The sequence below is a fragment of the Paenibacillus sp. J22FR5 genome (assembly GCF_059691975.1).
Genome location: NZ_JCAUAN010000001.1, coordinates 569,244 through 587,571, shown reverse-complemented (window position 1 = coordinate 587,571; position 18,328 = coordinate 569,244). Strand labels below are relative to the sequence as shown.

Genomic DNA, 18,328 nt, shown 5'->3' with positions numbered 1-18,328 from the left:
CTCCCCTACTCATTCGGCTCCGTTTATTTTCACTCACCGTATTTTTTGTTTTTCAATAAACATCGCCAGTTTAACATAAAAATCTTCCAGGATAAATCTGCTGTTAACATCTTTATAAACGCGAATCGGTCGGTTATTTCGTTCGTGTATATACCTCATATCCTGTGTGAACTCCGGCGCCGGTAACCAATCATAATGGTATTCATGATCACAAAGCAACAGTCCTACAGTAGGAGAATCACCCAAGCACCAGCATTCGCCTGTTCGAATTGCGGTATTGATTGCGGCCTCGGTATGTCCAAATTCGACAAGCTGTTCAAAAAGATAGTTCCCCAGTTCCCCATGCGGCTTGACACGGTACTCCAACTCGGCCATCGAAACCATGACACGCTGATAGACGTTTTTGGGTACCTGCCACAATGGGACCTTGGACTTAAATACGACGTTTGCCGCATGAATATCGTTCCACAAGTTATATTCTGCTTCACCAGTTGGATATGCGCCTCCACCGATCCAGATCACAGTTAATCTATCAGCGATTTGAGGCTCTATTAACAGTGCGGAAGCCATATCCGTAAGAGGTCCTAAAAAAGTGACAAACAAAGGCCTCGGATCTTCGGACATCGCTTCTTTTATGATAAGCTCTGCTCCTGCAGAGGGGACCGGTGTCAATTCATCCGAAAGCGCCTGTGGAGCACCCTTGAAAATAAAATTATCATTTTTAAACTTCATAAGTTCCAGAATCTTTACGATTTCATCATAACTGTCATTCATGCTGGTTTGAGATCTCCATTGCCCAAAATGCGCAGCGATAATCCCTCTATTATCGAATTTCGGACTAAGCAGTGCATGAACAATCGCATATTGATCGTCCGCTTCATTCTTTGCATCTGTGTCCATAATAACTCGAATCTGTTTTTGGCTTGGTACCGTATAACTGTACTTATCGTAGATCATGTTTTAACCTCCTAAATCAATTGTAGCAAGCATTCTTTATATTGAATAAAATTTTCTATTTTTACCCTCAATAGAAAAATCAGATATAATTCTAAAACTGTCCTCCAGTCTGATATCATGAGAGGAGCTACCGATTTTTACATCTATATCTCCAGCTTCAATTAGCCACTTCATGTTCTGATCCAGGAATGCCATTTGGCTAGGCTCAACCTGGAAATTGATTGTTTGCTTTTCTCCAGGTTTTAAATCAATACGTTTGAACCCCGCCAATTCCATGACAGGTCTAGTCATACTAGCATAACGATCCTTTAAATAAAGCTGTACTACTTCTTCTCCCTGCATTTCACCAGTATTTTCAATATCAAAACTAATCGTGATTACGCTGTTTGGTTCTGTTTCCGTACTACTTAATTTCAGATTGGAATACCCAAAACTAGTATAAGAAAGTCCATGTCCGAAGTAATATCTTGGAGTATGAGACATATCCACGTAATTGGAAAAACCTATGCTTTCACCCTGATGGTAACTGGAGCCATTCGGATGATTGTAATAAACTGGAGTCTGCCCAGCGGAACGTACTACAGATAGTGGAAGTTTCCCGCTTGGATTATAGTTACCAAGTAATACATCCGTAATAGCCTCTGCACCTTTTTCCGCCGGATTCCACGCCTCTAGAATCGCATTCGCATACTTGTCTGCTGCATCACTGGAGATGGGACGACCATTAAAATGTACTGCTACTACCCCTTTGTGCAATTCAGATAATTTTTCTAAGAAGATTTCCTGACAGATGGGCAGATTGATATCTGTACCATCTATGCCTTCTCCCATGGAGGCAATGGAGCTGGTGCCATGCTTGCCACCTAAGGTAAGGATAACCATATCGGCCTCCAGGGCTATTGCTAAAGCCTCTTCATGGCCAGACATATCATTTCCTGCAACTGGATATCCATAGGAATATGCAATTTCAGTCTGAGGGAGACTTTCCTTTAATTGCTCCAGCAAATTTTTGATTCCTGGCTTTTGTTTCTGTAATAGTGCCTCAAAAGCTGGATCATCATCCACCTGTATAGGGGTTCCAGGGATTGTCTTCATCACAGATTTCTTTTCGTCTGCCTTTGTTTCCAGACCAGCCATAGTAGAAATAGCAGCTAACAGTCCTTCAGCCATACTAAAATGGGTATAGCCTCCAAAGAAAATTCGAGCGTCTGAAGCATGGCATCCTATTACAGCAATTTTTTTCACACTCTTTTGAATAGGCAGAGTACCATCATTTTTTAAGAGCACTAGCGATTCTCTAGCAGACTGCAGTGTGACGTCTACATCCTTGGAGCCATGAAAAGCCTTTGTCAACTCTTCACCAGATAAAGCATATGGATTCTCAAAAAGCCCCATTCTAAATTTAGTAGCCAAAATTCGCCTTACAGCCGTGTTCAAAATATCAATATCTGCTTTTCCATTAGTAAACCATCCCGCTAACTCGTCATTAAAGCACTTCTTAAAGTGAAGCTCCATATCCATACCAGCACTTAATGCACGAAGTCCTGCTTCCGTATAACTTTCAGACACCTTCTGAACTTGATGAATATTCATAACAGCACAATAATCTGATACAGTGATTCCATCAAAGCCCATCTCGCCTCGCAATAATCCTGTCAATATTTCTTTAGATGCGGAAATCGGTTCTCCATTAATGGAAGCATAACAAGGCATTATACCCCTTAAACCAGCTTCCGAAATAGCAGCCTGAAATGGCTTCCCATAGATTTCTTGCAATGGTCTGGGCGGAATATCACAGTGGGCTCCATGGATTCCACCATCAGAACCATGAAAGCCCAAAAAATGCTTAGCAACACATTCTGATTGCAGATTACCTGTTTTTTCTGATTGGATTCCTTTTGTATAGGCAACCCCCATGGCAGATGCTAATGTAGGGTCTTCACCATAGGTCTCGCCTTGTCTGCCAAAACGAGAGTCCCTTGAAATATCTAATACTGGTGCAAAGACTTGAGAGATACCAATCGCCCGCTCCTGCCTGCCAACAATTTTCCCGATTTCTTTCTCTAAATCAGGATCCCACGAAGATCCTCTTCCAATCCCAGAAGGAAAGCTGGTTGCCCCTTGCACATACGCACCACAAAGACCTTCCATATGGAAAATTGCCGGAATGTGATGCTCACTCAGCGCCATGACTTTTTCCTGTATTTCACGCTGGAACCTTGCGGCATCTTCTAGTGTGCCCAGCGCCCTCATCTCAAGGGCACTGACCTGACCAACTCCTTGTGAATAATCTTTTTCTAATTCTTCATATTCCGATAACTTTCTAGGGAAGTAGCAAACGATCTGCCCCATTTTTTCCTCTATACTCATACGTGCGAGGAGATCACTCGCCCTTTCCTCCGCAGATAGTTCAGGGTTTAAATATTTCATTCGAAATCCTCCACTTTCCATTCCTCTTTCCAATCCAGGTACGCCATTTCTCCATCGAAACGTATAGGAAGCCATACATATTCTGAAACTGAAGTATCGATATCTAAAGTACAGGAATAATGAACTTCTTCCATGACATAGTCCGTATCCGGTTCAAAAATAGCCTTATAAATGTCCGCAGTTTTCTGATATCCTTTTCCGCTTGCGTGATCTTCACCCGCCAAATCCGGAAGATTCGGCATCCATCTGTCGGCTAGTGCAATATACAAGTCCTTCTTAAACGGGTGCTTAAATACGGATGTAATCTGAGAATTATATGATGTACAGGAGTTATCCTCCGGGTGGGGATTCCCCAAGACTGTCCATGGACCATGGAAGGCTTTCGCACAAGCGACTTCCGAAGGGTTCGGATGATAGCCCGTAGTGCCTGAAGTGAACAAATAATGCAAGCCTTTTCTAAAAAAATATGCCGGAGCTTCTCGAACAAATGGCGGTTGGACATTTGGAAAATGCGTCGAGTAATATCCCGTCACATCCGTATAGTCATCCGTTAAATCAGCACAAATTAGCTCACTATGAACTCTTTCGAAATAATAGTAGGCTTTGCCATCCGAACTCACAACCAAGTCGAAATCTCCTGCGCTCATATTTAAGGGACGAAGATCACTTTGGACCATCGTGTATGGACCCAGAATATGGTCTGCAATCAAAACGGTTGACTGCTGAGTCCCATCTTTTTGCATCACTTTGATCCAGCATATAAACTTACCCGTTTTTTGATTGAAGATGATATGTGGTCTGTCCACATACTGCGCAGGATGCATTGGTGAAGATTCATCAAACTCATTTGGGGGAATAATAATCCCTTTATCTTCCCAATTATACAAGTCTTTTGATGCATAGCATCTTACTCCCCAATGCCAGATGCCGCTTCCAGGTTTTGTTTTTTCTTTATTTTCTCCGTACCAATAAAAGGTGTCCCCTACGGTAATAATGGACCCTCCGTGTGCTTGAATACGTTTCCCCTCAGTGTCTAACCAGACCTGTCCAGGTCTTATGGCGTTATATTTCATTTTAATTTTCCTTTCTAAGTAAAAATCACTTCGCGTAATGAAGTTGGAGCTTGGCAAACATGTCCTCAAGTGTAAAACGCGGGTCGATATAGTGATACCAACGCACCAAACGTTCATTCTGATAATGAACGAACCGCATATCTTCAGTGATGCGCGGTGCAGGTTTCATTTCATAACCGAACATGTGAGAATCCAGAAGCACGCTGACCGCCGTAGAATCGCCCATGGACCAACTCTCTCCGTTTGTCCAGTCCGATCTCCCATCCGTCATAAGATTGAAATCAACCAGTTGCTGATATAAATATTGTCCTATTTCTCCATAAGGCTTCACCTTGACAGCAAGCTCCGATATGCTGACCCGCGGGGTTACATATACGTTTTGCGGAATAATCCACAGGGGAATATCCGAGCGTAAAACCACGTTTGCCGCATGAATATCGTTGGACAAATTAAATTCCATGTTCCCGTGCGGCCACATACCGCAGCCAACCCAAACCGCGGTTAGTTTGCCTGCGATCGAAGGTTCTTTTAGATAAGCTGCTGCTAAGTCCGTGATCGGACCCAAAAAAATGACAAAAAGCGGCTTCGAATCATCAGAAAGTGCTTCACGGATGATGAACTCTGCTCCTTCTGACATGGCCAGAGTTTGCTCATTCGGCATCGCTCTTTCTGCACCTTTAAAAGCTGGGATTTCGCCTTTTAACTTCATCAACTCCAGCACCTTCACAACCTCATCGTAGCTTTCCAACATCGAAGTTTTCGTTCTGTGTTCACCGAAATGGGCTCCAATAATCCCTTTGACTTGAAAGAGAGGCGTCAACAGTGCATGTACGATAGCATATTGGTCATCAGCCTCATTTTTGGCATCCGTATTGATAATCAAACGTTTTTTTTATTTTCTGGTACAGCAAATGGATGTTGAAGCATTAATAACAACCTCCAAGTACGAATTTAAAGTATTACATAAGCCTTCTTGGTTTCTGCATCCAGTCTGCATCGACCTCGTCAAAGTTCAAATCCGCTGTATCATTACGATTGGTTCACATCCGCGAGACTTGCTGACGATTCGAAGCCGGCCGAGATCTGACCAGTCCTACATAAGTAATAATAGACAACAAACAGGCTAGAAATAAAATGATTGCCAACGGTACGGCAGAATACTCTCCCGCGACCCCAACTAACGGAGCAGTAATAGAGCCAAATAAAAATGGTATGACTCCCAGCATTGCGGAAGCACTACCCGCTATGTGCCCTTGTGACTCCATCGCTAATGGAAAAATAGCCGAACCTGTGATTCCGGTTGAGGCAATAAAAAAGAAAAGCGGTATAACCAGTGCAATTAAAGGGCCATGAGAAAGGACTACGACCAGAACCGAAATGCTGCTAATTACAGCTAAAAACATCCCCAGCTGAAGAATACGCCGTCCTGTCATTCGCCCTGCCAATTGTTTAACCAACTGAGAACCTAAGATCAAGCTGATACCATTCAACGCAAATAACATCGAAAAAACTTGGGGTGTCACACCATAGATCTTTTGATAAATAAACGGTGTTCCTGAGATGTAGGCAAAAACGCCTGCGACTATACTCCCCTGGATTAGGGCATAACCCATAAATATCCGGTTTTGCAGCAAGGTTTTAAAGTTTCGCAATATCTCCTTAAAGTTACCTGGGATGCGCTTCTCCGGTGGCAAGGTTTCCTTTAGACGCCATTTGGTTATACCCGTTAAAAACATTCCTAAAAACCCTAAGAAAAGAAATACACCAACCCATGAAGTGAAAGAAATGACAATACTCCCTGCAATCGGCGCAAGTAGCGGAGCAACGCTGCCAATCATGGAGATGAGCGTATAAAACTTCGTTAGTTCAACCCCGCTATAGGTGTCACGAACGATTGCACTGCAAATCGTACCAGCGGATATAGCAAAACCTTGAATGAATCGTAATGCAATAAAAATGATAATATTGGGTGCAAAAGCACAGCCGAAGGAGGAAATGACATACAATATCATAGCAATCAATAATGGCTTGCGTCTGCCATATACATCGCTGAGAACACCCGATACGATCTGACCTACGCCTAATCCTAACAGGCAAGAGGTTAAACTAGCTTGGATCATAGATGCATCTGTCCCAAAAAAAGTCATCATTTGGGGAAATGATGGCAGATACATGTCAAAGCTAAAGGATCCTAGAGCAGAATATACGGCTAATAGCAGGGCAAATCTAAGCGGATGATTCATAGCACCCATACAAATGTAAATGAATATTTACCCGATCCAATGAGAATCTTCTGACTATCAAGGCTTTGTTCCATTCCCAGTAAGCCTGTCATTTGCTCCAGCGGTTTCCCGCTCTCCTGAATATCGCCGTCTTGGCTCGTAGGCAGGATAACTTCAGCTGTCGTATTCGGAGGAATAATCACATCCATTTCCACCGAACTATTATTCTGTTTACGCCAAGATACCTTGATTTTTCCGTGAATGGAATGGAGAGAAGCCTCAGCCCACGAAAGATGTTCGCCGATTTGCGGCTGGATCCGTATCTTTTTATAGCCCGGTTCCATCAAGTCAATTCCGCCGACTACGCGATAAAGCCAATCCCCGATTGCGCCATACGCGTAATGGTTGTAAGAGTTCATATCATCGCTCCAGAATGTTCCGTCCTGCTTGATGCCATCCCAGTGTTCCCATATGGTAGTTGCTCCTTGGACAACGGAAAACAGCCATGACGGATATTCTTTCTGTAGCAGCAATCGATACGCCAGATTTGTATAGCCAAATCTTGAAAGTACCAGGTTAAGGTAAGGTGTTCCTACGAACCCGGTCGAAAGGTGTGTCCCATTCTCTTCGATATGCTCGGCTAACATCTTGGCAGTCCGTTGTCGATCCTTTTCCTCCAGTAAATCAAACATCAAAGCCAATACGTATGCAGTCTGTGTTGGAGAAGCTACCCGACCGCTCGGCGTAACGAACTCTGTACGGAATGCGGATACAATCCTTTCATGCAATGCATGATACTCCTTCGCGTCTTCGGTATTGCCAAGTACGACAGCAGTTTTCGCCAGCAATTCTGTCGAATAAGCGTAGAATGCGGTGGCAATCAAATCCTTTGGCGTTGCCCCGGTATAGCTGTTTTCTTTGGCGTCCAAACCTAGCCAATCGCCGAAGTGAAATCCTGTATTCCACAGAAACTCGTTATCGCCTTGCAATCTAATATACTCAACCCAAGCTTTCATACTTGAATACTGACTATCTAGTACACGAATGTCTCCATAACATTGATAAAGCGTCCAAGGACAAATTACAGCGGCGTCTCCCCATGCAGAGGAACCGTATCCAGCAGCAGGAATATCAGGAATGACGTGCGGAACTCTTCCATCTGCCTCTTGGTCCGCAGCCAAGTCCTTCAACCATTTTCCAAAAAATGGTACTACATTCATATTGAAGGCGGAAGTGCGAATGAATACTTGAGCATCTCCTGTCCAACCCAATCTTTCGTCCCGTTGCGGACAATCTGTCGGAATATCCAAGAAGTTCCCCTTTTGCCCCCATAAGATGTTGTGCTGAAGCTGATTAACTAGTTCATCCGAGCAACGAAAGCTGCCAGTTTGCTCCAAGTCCGTATGAATGACACAACCAATGAATTGTTCCAGTACTTGATTTTGCGGTACTCCTGTAACTTTTACATAGCGAAATCCTTGGAAAGATAAATACGGTTCAAACGTTTCCGCTCCGCCGCCTCGACAGACGTATTTGATGGTCTGCTTCGCCGAACGAAGATTTCCGGTATAGAAATTTCCGTTGCGCTCCAACACTTCTGCGTGCTGGAGCGTAATGACGGTTCCGGCCTCAGCATTTACCGTAAACTTTACCCATCCGACCATGTTCTGCCCCATATCAAGTACTGTCTCCCCATTGGGAGTTGTAATGACGTCAATAGGCTTGATGGTCTCTATTATCTTGGTCGGCTCGTTTTCTTGAGCAACCAAAGTCGAATCTGGAGTGTTAGTAACAGCTGCCCTTACCCATTCATGATCGGCAAAACCGGGAGATGCCCATCCGTCCATTTCAAGCCCGGCATCATAGGTTTCACCATGATACAATTCCGACATAAGGAGGGGACCTGATGAAGTGCTCCAGTTACCATCCGAAACGATGATTTGTTCAGAACCATCGGACAACGTAACGTGGAGCTGGATAAGCACAGCACGATCTGTACCATAAAACTCTTTCTTACCTTCCCAAGCTAAGTACCCTTTATACCAGCCATTTCCCAGAATACAGCCAAGTGCATTGTCGCCTTCGGTTACCAAAGAAGTCACATCATAGGTTTGATATTGTAGTCTTTTGGTATAGCTTGTCCAACCAGGATTAAACAGCGTGTTATCAGCCGGAACACCATTTACATAGAGCCGGTAAAGGCCGAGCGAGGTCGCATAGACTCGTGCTGAAACTATGTTGTCCGGTAGCGTAAAGTCCGTACGCAAATAATCACATGGATCATAATCTAACTCCTCGCGGCGAACTGGTGCTGTGATCCAGCTTGCCTGCCATTCGTCGGCCGACAATAAAGCTGTTTCCCAGTAAGCGGGCTCACTCCACTCCGATACGTTCCCCTGACCGTCCCACACTCGAATCCTGAAATGATATCGAGTACGAGATTGTAAGATAGGGCCTTGATATTCAACATGAACGTTGAGATCCGATTTTATTTTTTCGGTATCCCAAATGATTTCCGATGTAAAGTCGGTATCGTATGCTACTTGAACTTGATAGGCCGTTTGGACAAAGCCTCTTGTTTCAGAAATAATCTGCCAGCTGAGCCTGGGATGGAAATTGTCGATGCCCAACGGATTCTTTCTGTAATTCACCCTAAGATTGGAAATTGTAAAGCTATTCATCTGTATCGCTCCTAGATTTATTTGTTCATAACAATAAGTTGACCTTCAACTTCCTTCAGTTCGGTGAAATTAGGCCGTTCGTTAGGCGTATCATTCGGGGTATGAAGCGCCAACATCAGCCGGCCATCGAATGTCGTAAAAATCATGCCGTGTCCGCCATCGCTCTCAAATAATGGAGTTTTCTTGTGTTTCCAAGGACCCATTATATGACCGGATGTTGATACCGCGATGCCTTGTGCATATCGATCGTTTTTGAAACTGGACCAAAGCATTAGGAGCGTTCCATCCTTACAACTGTGGAGGAAAGGACCGTCTGTCACGTATGCCGGGCCGTTGATACCGCGGGCTTGGAGCTGATCTTTCGTCAGCGACAGACTGTCGACCCACTCTGCATCCGAGGATGCAAATAAAGTAATCGGTTCGCCGATCGAACGATCAAGCGACTCGGAGAGCCGGATGGCATTGACCGAGCCATTCTCGATTTGCACCCACTCATGGCAAAATACCATCCAAGGTTGATCATCGGCATTCAGGTACAACGTCCCGTCCAAGCATTCCCAACTCCTTGGCGTAATGGGACCATCGCTGTGTGGGCGAAATGGACCAAATGGTCCATCCGCAACTAAAATCTGTGTCCCTCGGCAAACGCCCTCCGCCTTGAAAGTAGCGAACATGTAGTATTTTTCCTTGTATTTGTGAACCTCAGGCGCCCAATAATTCGTTTGAGACCAAAATTCAGGTTCCGGGCGAAATGCAGGGAACGGCCCCTCCCACTGTTCCAAATCTGTACTTCTGTATACATCAAAGCCCGTTGCAGGACCATCCCATATGTTCTTATCCGTTGAGCCGTACAAATAGTAACATTGTTCCCGATCCTCCCTTAAGACGAAGGGATCGCGTATTTGAATTTGGTCTTTAGTCAGCACCAAAATTCCTCCTATCGATTTACTTTCAAAACCAATACGTCGTACGGTTCCATCTGTATTTCATTCATCACTAACGTTCCCGATATCAGGTCCTTAAGCTCCTTCTTGAAATGGATAATGGCTGGTCGATCCGAAAAATTCAATAAAAACTTATAGCCCGCTCCGTTCTAAGCGCGAATCCCAAACTCGACTTCCGCCGGCGCGTCCAACCAGTCGGCGGACGGCGACGTAAGTCCTAAATCGTCAATAAGCGCATCGACTACCGGTTCGTTGAAAGCAGCCCGGTATTACCAAACTTTTCCTTTACCTACCGCGCGCCTTGTCAATGCCGGTTTAGCCCGTATAGTATTCGCTTTCGTACTCTGCTACGATCTCCACCTGGGGATTCTTTACACGCAAAATCTCGTTAAAGCCAACCGCTTTTGTTCCTGAAGGCAAACGACCGCCTATCCAATTCAGTTCCACTGGAGGAATTGTGCCCTTAATTAACGTATAATCTTCGATTGTGATTCCGCATAGCTCGGCAACCGACCCTGGAAACGGACGCATGTAACAATGTCCGTTCGGATTCTTGTACCCGGTACGTGCGCCGAACAACAGCATGCCGCCCTGCTCCACGTATTTCGTAGCTCCGCTCCAACTCCGCGAGACTCACCCGAATGGTGCCGTATACATTTCGAGGTACCTGCCAGAGGGGGATACGTGAGCTCATGACCACATTAGCCGCGTGTATTTCGCACTTTTAATTCATTAAAATTATAGGACTACAAAACTCCAGCATGTACTATTAAAAACTACAAATACTTTAGTTTTTCTTCGATCCGTTCTTTTGCGCAAAGGAATCGAAGGCGAGAATCAGATTCTCGCCTTCAATCGAAATGGGAATAAACCCGAGTTTGATGAAACTGTATTAAGCCCACTCATTACGCGTGGCCAGGGACACATAATCTTTCAATAGATTCTCTGGAGCTGCTTTAATCAATTCCTCCACAGTCCACAGGCCATCGTTTTTCTTTATCTCAGCCGTCGGTACAGGATCTGAGTAAAGGGAAATCCGTCCGTTGGCAGTTATCGAAAATACTGCTCCACTTATAAAGGCTGCTTCCTGAGTTGCCAAGTAAGCTACGAATGGAGCCATATGTTCTGCTGGTCCGTGGGCGTCTTCGACTTCTTTCATTTTGGATTCGTCCACCTTTATCGTGATACCTCGCTCCTCCATCATCTCTCTCAACGTAGCACGAAAGTTAACATGCCCCCGTGAAGCAGCTTGGGGACAGAAGGCATTGCAGGTCACACCAAATTGCCACAATTCCTTCGATGCCGCCTTGGTCAAACCGACAATCCCCGCGTTCGCTGCGCTATACGCACCGAGTCCGGATATTCCCACCCAAGCGTCGGAAGCGACATTCAAGATACGTCCATACTTTTGCTTCACCATGTATGGAATCGCATGACTCATACAGTTGAATGCCCCCTTGAGCTTTGGCACCGTCTGATAATCCCAATCTGCTTCCGACGTATCTGTCAACATACCAAAACCTAAACCTGCTGCGTTATTGACCACGATGTCAATCCGTCCAAACGAATCGACTGCCGTTTGAATCAGCCTGTCTGCCGTATCATAGTCGGACACATCACCGTAGAAGGGAACTGCTTCTCCACCTTCCCTGATGATTTCGTTCGCGGTGCTCTCAGCATCGCCTTTTAAAGCAAGAAGTTTTTCCCTTTCGGCTTCGTTGAACTGATCGTCAAGCTCCTTCTTGAAGGAAGCTGCTCCGGTCGAGCCTGGTTTGCGGTTGTTGGTGATTACCTTGGCTCCTTCACGAGCTAGGACAAGTGCAATCCCTCTACCTACACCTTGTCCGGAACCTGTTACAACAGCTACCTTACCCTCTAATCTTTTGGTCATTGTCGTTTCCTCTCTTTCCATGGCAAATGATTTTATAAATTGATCCACAAGAACATTTTTTTAAATCCTATACGATTTTTACAAATATTGTAAAAGTCATTCCGTAGTTCAGAAGACAAAAATGAGTGGTTTGACGCACCTAGCGAACCACGACACGAACGCGGCCCAGATTCTGGATCTTCGCGAAAGGGGTGCTCATGTCGCCTTCACGGTGGGAGCTCGCTCGCAGCGAAGGAAAGTAAGTACCGGGTGTTGTGTAGGTGAATGTCACTGACACCTCCACCGTCTCCGAAGGACTTCCGAAGGGCGATGCCATGAAGTTGCCTGTCCCGTCGAAGTCCCACTCGATACCGACAACCTTGCCAGCCCCTGGCGGAACCTGGATCTTCGCCACGAAGGTGACGGTCTGGCCGGCAGTGACGTCGATCCGGTCGGCGCCACCCACGGTTAAGTCGACGACCGGTTGGATGCCTTGGCGCTCCGCAGCGTTCTCCGGCACTTTGATCTGTGCGTCGACCACGTCGTAACAGGTCGATCGCGCAGGCGCCACGCCCCTCTCTGCCCAGGCGCTCGCATCTCGAAGTGCTTGCTGGAGGATGCCGTTGAACTGCACGAGGCGGTGAGTGCGGGGACCGCTATCGATATGATCGGCGCTGTCGTTGTACCAGAGCCGGAAGTTGTCGTCGTATCGCTCGCCGAGGGACTCCTTAACCTTGGAGCTGTACCAGTCAGCATGCCATGGATAGGCGTCGACGTCGAGCAAGTTGGCGACCACGATGACCTTGCCGTGGATCAAGCCGCTGTGCTTGCCGCCACCGGTCACGTTGCTGGAAATGACCGGACCGATTTCGATCGGTCGCTGAGGGTAATGCGGCGTTCCGTCTGGTGCCCTGAACTGGTCCCAGCCATAGAAACCCGGCCGCTTCGGAGCCTGATGCCGATGGTACGAGAGCAACGCAAGGGACCATCGGTTGTCGATCTGAAGCTTGGCGCCAGTATCGATGGCGCTCAGCACGTTGTCAGAGTTCCCGCTCGCGATGGTGAAAAGCGTCCCAGTCGAGTCTAGTGAACCGGACAGTATCCCAACCTTCGTTATGCCGTCGGCTGAATAGAGCGTGTAGTCAAGAGCGTTTGTCGTCGGGATCTCTAGCGCACCATCGAGGACCAGGTTTGTCGGAACGTTCTGCGCATCCCGGTTGACTTCGGTAATAGCGGTGAATCGGTCGATCTTAGCGGAACGATACAAATCCCCGAGGGCCGACTGTTCCGTGCCGAGGTAACCCGGCTTGCTCCAGAAGTCGTCGACATAGGTGGGATCGATGCCCCGAACAGCATTTGCGAAGCCGAGGAGGCCCTGAGCATCGTTCAGACCGAGCAAATATGCGTAATCCTCCCAGCCCCTCAGCGTTACGCCCATATTTGTCACCTCGAGCAACACGGCCCGCTCCACATCATTGAGCTCTTCGTAGGGGTTACCGCTGCCGCCTGGGCTCACCGCGTCCGCTATATGCTGTACCTTATCCTCAAGCACGAAACGTGCGAAAGCCCGTACAAAGAAGTTGCTCGGGATCGAGATCGGCACACCTGGAATAAACGGTACCGCGCCGTCCCACACTCCGGAGCTGTTCTCCATGGCACCGATGGTCTGGTAAGAACCGCCGCTGCCGCCATAGATGTAGCCATAGATCCGTCCGGACGAGCCGTAGTAGCTCGCCGCTACCGTCTTCGAGAACTTGGCCGCGGCCGCATCGACCCGGTAGCCTCCGCCGCCGTTCGTCTGCACGGTGTACGCCCCGCTGTCCGCACCGAAGCTGATCGTCTCATCGGTTGCATTCTCGTCATAAAGCGGATACACCAAGTGGAAGAAGCGGTCCTCCCACTGGCTCTTCGGCGGAAAGTAGAAGTTAAACTTCTTGTCGGTGCCCTCGAAGTGGCCCGACACCTTGTGATGCGCTACCGGGGTGGTCAGATCGGTCCTACTGTCAATCACCGGGCGGTTGTACAGCGGGTCGAAACTTTCGGCAGTTACCCAAATCGGCCCATCGTTTGGCAATTCTTTTGACATCTAACTATCACTCCTAGTTTATAGATTTCATCTTTATCATAGCTTCGGAACCCTTACATCACTAACACTAGACTGACTTTTTTAATAGTGTATTCCTGACTTCATTACTAAACCGGCCTTTCCCCACTTTCTTCGTGGAGTGGAAACTTGTTTGCAGTATCCGCCCGGCTGGTTCGTCCATTTTCTTTGTATAGAGTCCGACGTACACTCCTGTGAAACCGCCAACTACTTCGGTGGACAGCATGAAACATTCACCGAAGCCAAACCGCTGATTTCGGTTTCATGGACTTTTGTCAGCGGTATGTGATTTTAGATCGATCGGATTATTTCACTACAACCCGTACCCGGCCAAGATTCAATACTTGGGTATACACATCACTGCTATCGCCTTCCCTGTTTGACGCCGCGCGCAATACGGGGAAGTATGTGCCGGGTTTGGAGAACGCATACGTTGCCTCAACAACAACCTGCGTGCCATCTTCACTAACTCGGCTGAAGGTGGCTTCGATCGGAAATGTGGCTTCCGCTTCAAAATCCCATCTTGCAGACACGATCTTACCGGTATTCGGCGGTATTTCGATTATCCCCGATAAGAACACCGGATCGCCTACCGATACTTCAGCACGCTTGCTTCCATTGGCTTCCAGGGTAACAACCGGCTGTATGCCTTTGCGCTGGGTTGCTTCCGGCGGAACGATAACCTGACCGTCGATGACCTCGTAACTCGTGTTAGCGGGAGGGGCAACATCTTTTTCCACCCAGGCGCTCAGATCACGAAGCGCTTGGTGCAGCGCGCCAAGATAGCTTACGTCATGCAGATCTTCCATCCCCTTACTCGCATCGTGATGCAAGGCGTGCTCGATAAACCAAAGTCTGAACCTATTGTCCAATTCTTCTCCCAGCGCTTCTTTCACCTTGGTTCTATACCAGTCGGCCTGCCATGGGAACGCGCTTTCATCCATCAGAGCCTCAACAACGATCATCTTCCCCTCGAAGCTACCGCTTTGAACTGAACCGGCTCCTCCTTTAGCGGTAATCGGTCCCAGCAGGAATGGACGCTGCGGATATAGCGGCTTACCGTTTTCATCCCGGAACTGATCCCATACATAATAATCGCTGGAAGGCACCTGATGGCGATGATAGGTCTGAAGAGCAATGTAATCCGAATTATCAATCACAATCTCATCGCCGGGCTTGATTTTTTCTAGAAACTGACCCGCGAGGTCAAATCCGAATACCGACCCGAAGGTGATAACATTGCCGTCAACCTTACCGAGCGGCAGCTTCTGACCGGCGGCTTCGCCGCTGGTAAAGATGATATAGGCTCCGTCAAAATACTGACCCTCGGTAGGGGCACTTTCCAGTCGAAGGGAAGGTGTGGCTGCAAAACTTGCTAATGATTGCCAAGCATCATCAACTCCCGTTTTCTCGTCATCATCATGTCCCGAATCCCCTTGCTTTGCGGGCCAAATAACCTCTGAAATGACGGTCGTATATTGTACGCGTGCCCGAAAAGCAGAGCTATTAGGGTCTGCACCAAGGTAACCAGGAACGTTCCAAAAATCCTCAAAATACGAGGGATCCATCTTAAACACAATGGGAGAAAGAACCGACAACGAGCCGTCTCCTATCTTGTCATAGGCAAACCAAGCCTTAGGTGGGAACCCCATTCGTGTCACTTCTTCAAGAGCCTGTCTTTCTTCTTCATTCAATCCGGCATACATATCTCCGCTGCCGCCGGGCTCCAGCGCGTCAATGATGGACGGAAACTTATCCTTGAGGATCCGCATGGCATGAACACGTACAGTGAAGACATTAGGCAGAGCCAGGGGCGAGCCAATTACATACGGCACCGCGCCATCCCAAACCTCTGTCGTGTTTTCCATGCAGCTAATGGTTTTGAATCCGCCACCGCTTCCACCGTAAAGATAGCCGTAAGGGCGATGCGGGCCGTACAGCTCAGCAGCTTTGATCCGCGAATACTGCGCCACAGCGGCATTTGCGCGATAAACAAGGGTAGAGTCCGGGGACATACCGCCCATATTGGATTCTACAAAATAGGCACCGCTGGAAATGGCAAAGCCAATTTTGTTTTCCGCGAGGTCGTTGTAGCTTTGGGACGCGTTTTCACTGCCCTGAACTGGAGCGAGAAACTGAAAGAAACGTCTCTCATAGCTGTCTTCGGACGGGAAATAAATCGAAAACCTGGCGTTAGTCCCCTCGAATCCACCGTGGATATAACGATGGCGAACCGGCTGACCCCGCCATTCATCGATGTCCACATAGGGCTGCTGGAACTCAGGGTCTATTAGATTGTTATTACCTTCAGCTTTATAACGTTCCATATTCTACCTCCAGGGTTACTTATTATTTTTGTAAAAAAATTCAGACGTGTGTTGTTTATATCCAACCCAAATGCATCCAGTAACGCCTGCACGAAGGGTTAAAACCGCCGTGTTAACAATTGACATGCCAATGGTCGTCATAATCGATAAGTACTCAATTGATAACTCCTTCACCTCCTCAATGCCTTGTGAAGTGTTTGCAACTACTATTATTACATCTATCAGTTTTGATTTATGGTAGGATGTATAGAATAATTGTATGAAATCGATGTACATACTTTAAATTACGTTCCATTTTTGAACTTGGAACCCTCCTATAGTTCCATCCGATCATGCGCTTCTTTGATATCCCCACTTTGACTTGCTGCACTGACCCTAGCACCCGCTTGTCTCGTGCTAACTCTCAGTACGGTCTACTTATGCCCATAATAGTTACCTTAGTCGATGCGCTGCCAAGCGCACAAAAAAAACGCCACGCGGTTTGCGTGGCGTTCCTTTACCAGTATCTGCATTATGTCTGCGAACCTATATTTAATGGACCCTACAGAGGTTGGTCACTAAGTAAACCTTATTCCGAATCAAGTTTTAACAAATAACATTTCTATTTCAGAGGATCCGTCTTCTTTTTACACTCATAACTTTTCAATGTTTGAATTAACTCTTGTTTACTTAAGAATATTTTATTAAGACCCAGTCTTTCTGGTTTTATATACACTTGGATTCCAGATTCAAATAAGAACTTGTAGTAGTCAATTAAAGTTCCCTTAGTTATCCTAATAAAATATTTTTGTGAATGGTAAAAAACGATTAAGTTAGGCTCATTGATATATATTTTACTTTTATGTTTGAATAAGTCCTCAAGGTTTTCTATGAAGTTTTCTTTAATAAAAAAGCTATGACCTCGTTTAACCGAATTCCCTCTTGTTATCTTTAATGCTGTTCTAATAGATATTCCCAATATTTTTGCAGCTTCCTCAATATTTATATAACCCTGTTTTTTCGCTATATCAGCTTCAATTTTATCTTTATTATATTTAGGTTCTTTCTTTATGTAATGATCTAACGAAAGTTTATCGATTAGTATAAAGTTTTTAGTCGGTTTGTAGATAATTTCACCTGCAATTAAGCCACAACTAATTAGTAATGAGAAATTTATTGATCTCTTTTTCATTCCAAGGAGTTTACATGCTTGAGATTCACTGATATACCCATTGCTTAAACTCGCTTCAAAACCTCTTTGTTCAGTCGCGTCATCCCAAATATATCGTAAATAATTCTGATATTCATCTGTAAGAAATCTAAAGCTAGGGATTAGAGTTAGTTTCTTAATCTCAAAATGAAAACGTCCAAAATCTTTTTTCAAACCTCTTAAAAATTGATTTTTTTTAGGTGCTTTTTTGAAATCATTCAAAAAACTATGTAATGATTGCGGCCAATTAATAAAAATACCGAAAGCTTCGTTTACAATTTTATCATTAAAATACACATCACTAGATTCAGTAAATGCAATTCTTCTCTGATAAAAAACATGTGAAATTTTTATTGATAAGAATATTATTAGATACAATATTAAATCAATCTCTAACTTTTCAAATCCTTCTGAAATTGTAGCATTTATCCGATTTACATTGCCGGATTTTTCAATTTTTGTAGATATTAGTTGTCCTAAATCAGAATTATTACACCCTATAATCAAATTACTCGATATCATGTATCCACA

General features: G+C 45.8%; 13 protein-coding genes. All 13 read right to left on the bottom strand.

Going from position 1 to position 18,328, the window contains the following annotated elements:
• Window positions 1-33: 33 nt before the first annotated feature.
• The 13 genes from AC58P7_RS02800 to AC58P7_RS02740 all read right to left on the bottom strand — a co-directional run bounded on the left by AC58P7_RS02800 (window position 34) and on the right by AC58P7_RS02740 (window position 18,319).
• Entirely contained in the window at window positions 34-957 is a 924-nt protein-coding gene (locus AC58P7_RS02800; RefSeq protein WP_497339874.1) for a nucleoside hydrolase, read from the bottom strand.
• A gap of 36 nt (window positions 958-993) precedes the next feature.
• Entirely contained in the window at window positions 994-3,387 is a 2,394-nt protein-coding gene (locus AC58P7_RS02795) for a glycoside hydrolase family 3 N-terminal domain-containing protein (RefSeq protein ID WP_497339873.1), read from the bottom strand.
• On the bottom strand, window positions 3,384-4,460 hold the full coding sequence (locus AC58P7_RS02790) for a family 43 glycosylhydrolase (RefSeq protein ID WP_497339872.1): 1,077 nt from the start codon (window positions 4,458-4,460) through the stop codon (window positions 3,384-3,386). The genes AC58P7_RS02795 and AC58P7_RS02790 overlap by 4 nt, the downstream gene beginning before the upstream one ends.
• 25 nt (window positions 4,461-4,485) lie before the next feature.
• On the bottom strand, window positions 4,486-5,343 hold the full coding sequence (locus tag AC58P7_RS02785; RefSeq protein ID WP_497339871.1) for a nucleoside hydrolase: 858 nt from the start codon (window positions 5,341-5,343) through the stop codon (window positions 4,486-4,488).
• Between the two features lie 157 nt (window positions 5,344-5,500).
• Window positions 5,501-6,703: a multidrug effflux MFS transporter gene (locus AC58P7_RS02780; protein ID WP_497339870.1), complete on the bottom strand. Its 1,203-nt coding sequence runs from the start codon at window positions 6,701-6,703 to the stop codon at window positions 5,501-5,503.
• A complete protein-coding gene (locus AC58P7_RS02775) occupies window positions 6,700-9,363 on the bottom strand; it encodes a family 78 glycoside hydrolase catalytic domain (RefSeq protein ID WP_497339869.1) in 2,664 nt (887 codons plus the stop codon). The genes AC58P7_RS02780 and AC58P7_RS02775 overlap by 4 nt, the downstream gene beginning before the upstream one ends.
• A 17-nt stretch (window positions 9,364-9,380) precedes the next feature.
• Window positions 9,381-10,289: a glycoside hydrolase family 43 protein gene (locus AC58P7_RS02770; RefSeq protein ID WP_497339868.1), complete on the bottom strand. Its 909-nt coding sequence runs from the start codon at window positions 10,287-10,289 to the stop codon at window positions 9,381-9,383.
• Window positions 10,290-10,300: 11 nt separating this feature from the next.
• A complete protein-coding gene (locus AC58P7_RS02765; RefSeq protein ID WP_497339867.1) occupies window positions 10,301-10,432 on the bottom strand; it encodes a Beta-galactosidase C-terminal domain in 132 nt (43 codons plus the stop codon).
• Between the two features lie 190 nt (window positions 10,433-10,622).
• Window positions 10,623-10,892 (bottom strand): beta-galactosidase trimerization domain-containing protein, encoded by a 270-nt coding sequence (locus AC58P7_RS02760; protein ID WP_497339866.1) that lies wholly within the window; start codon window positions 10,890-10,892, stop codon window positions 10,623-10,625.
• 307 nt (window positions 10,893-11,199) lie between these two features.
• Window positions 11,200-12,198, bottom strand: a complete 999-nt coding sequence (locus tag AC58P7_RS02755) for an SDR family NAD(P)-dependent oxidoreductase (protein ID WP_497339865.1) — start codon at window positions 12,196-12,198, stop codon at window positions 11,200-11,202.
• 139 nt (window positions 12,199-12,337) lie between these two features.
• A complete protein-coding gene (locus tag AC58P7_RS02750) occupies window positions 12,338-14,263 on the bottom strand; it encodes a PKD domain-containing protein (protein WP_497339864.1) in 1,926 nt (641 codons plus the stop codon).
• A 323-nt stretch (window positions 14,264-14,586) separates the two neighbouring features.
• The gene (locus tag AC58P7_RS02745; RefSeq protein WP_497339863.1) at window positions 14,587-16,296 is read right to left on the bottom strand and encodes a Tat pathway signal sequence domain protein; all 1,710 of its coding nucleotides are present in this window, start codon (window positions 16,294-16,296) and stop codon (window positions 14,587-14,589) included.
• 913 nt (window positions 16,297-17,209) lie between these two features.
• A complete protein-coding gene (locus AC58P7_RS02740; RefSeq protein WP_497339862.1) occupies window positions 17,210-18,319 on the bottom strand; it encodes a hypothetical protein in 1,110 nt (369 codons plus the stop codon).
• Window positions 18,320-18,328: the final 9 nt, after the last annotated feature.

Excerpts from the sequence above, each read along its gene's own strand:
- AC58P7_RS02745 (WP_497339863.1), bottom strand. The coding sequence starts at position 16,296 with ATGTCCCCGGACTCTACCCTTGTTTATCGCGCAAATGCCGCTGTGGCG.
- AC58P7_RS02780 (WP_497339870.1), bottom strand. The coding sequence starts at position 6,703 with ATGAATCATCCGCTTAGATTTGCCCTGCTATTAGCCGTATATTCTGCT.
- AC58P7_RS02750 (WP_497339864.1), bottom strand. The coding sequence starts at position 14,263 with ATGTCAAAAGAATTGCCAAACGATGGGCCGATTTGGGTAACTGCCGAA.
- AC58P7_RS02740 (WP_497339862.1), bottom strand. The coding sequence starts at position 18,319 with ATGATATCGAGTAATTTGATTATAGGGTGTAATAATTCTGATTTAGGA.
- AC58P7_RS02800 (WP_497339874.1), bottom strand. The coding sequence starts at position 957 with ATGATCTACGATAAGTACAGTTATACGGTACCAAGCCAAAAACAGATT.
- AC58P7_RS02790 (WP_497339872.1), bottom strand. The coding sequence starts at position 4,460 with ATGAAATATAACGCCATAAGACCTGGACAGGTCTGGTTAGACACTGAG.
- AC58P7_RS02795 (WP_497339873.1), bottom strand. The coding sequence starts at position 3,387 with ATGAAATATTTAAACCCTGAACTATCTGCGGAGGAAAGGGCGAGTGAT.
- AC58P7_RS02775 (WP_497339869.1), bottom strand. The coding sequence starts at position 9,363 with ATGAATAGCTTTACAATTTCCAATCTTAGGGTGAATTACAGAAAGAAT.
- AC58P7_RS02755 (WP_497339865.1), bottom strand. The coding sequence starts at position 12,198 with ATGACCAAAAGATTAGAGGGTAAGGTAGCTGTTGTAACAGGTTCCGGA.
- AC58P7_RS02760 (WP_497339866.1), bottom strand. The coding sequence starts at position 10,892 with ATGCTGTTGTTCGGCGCACGTACCGGGTACAAGAATCCGAACGGACAT.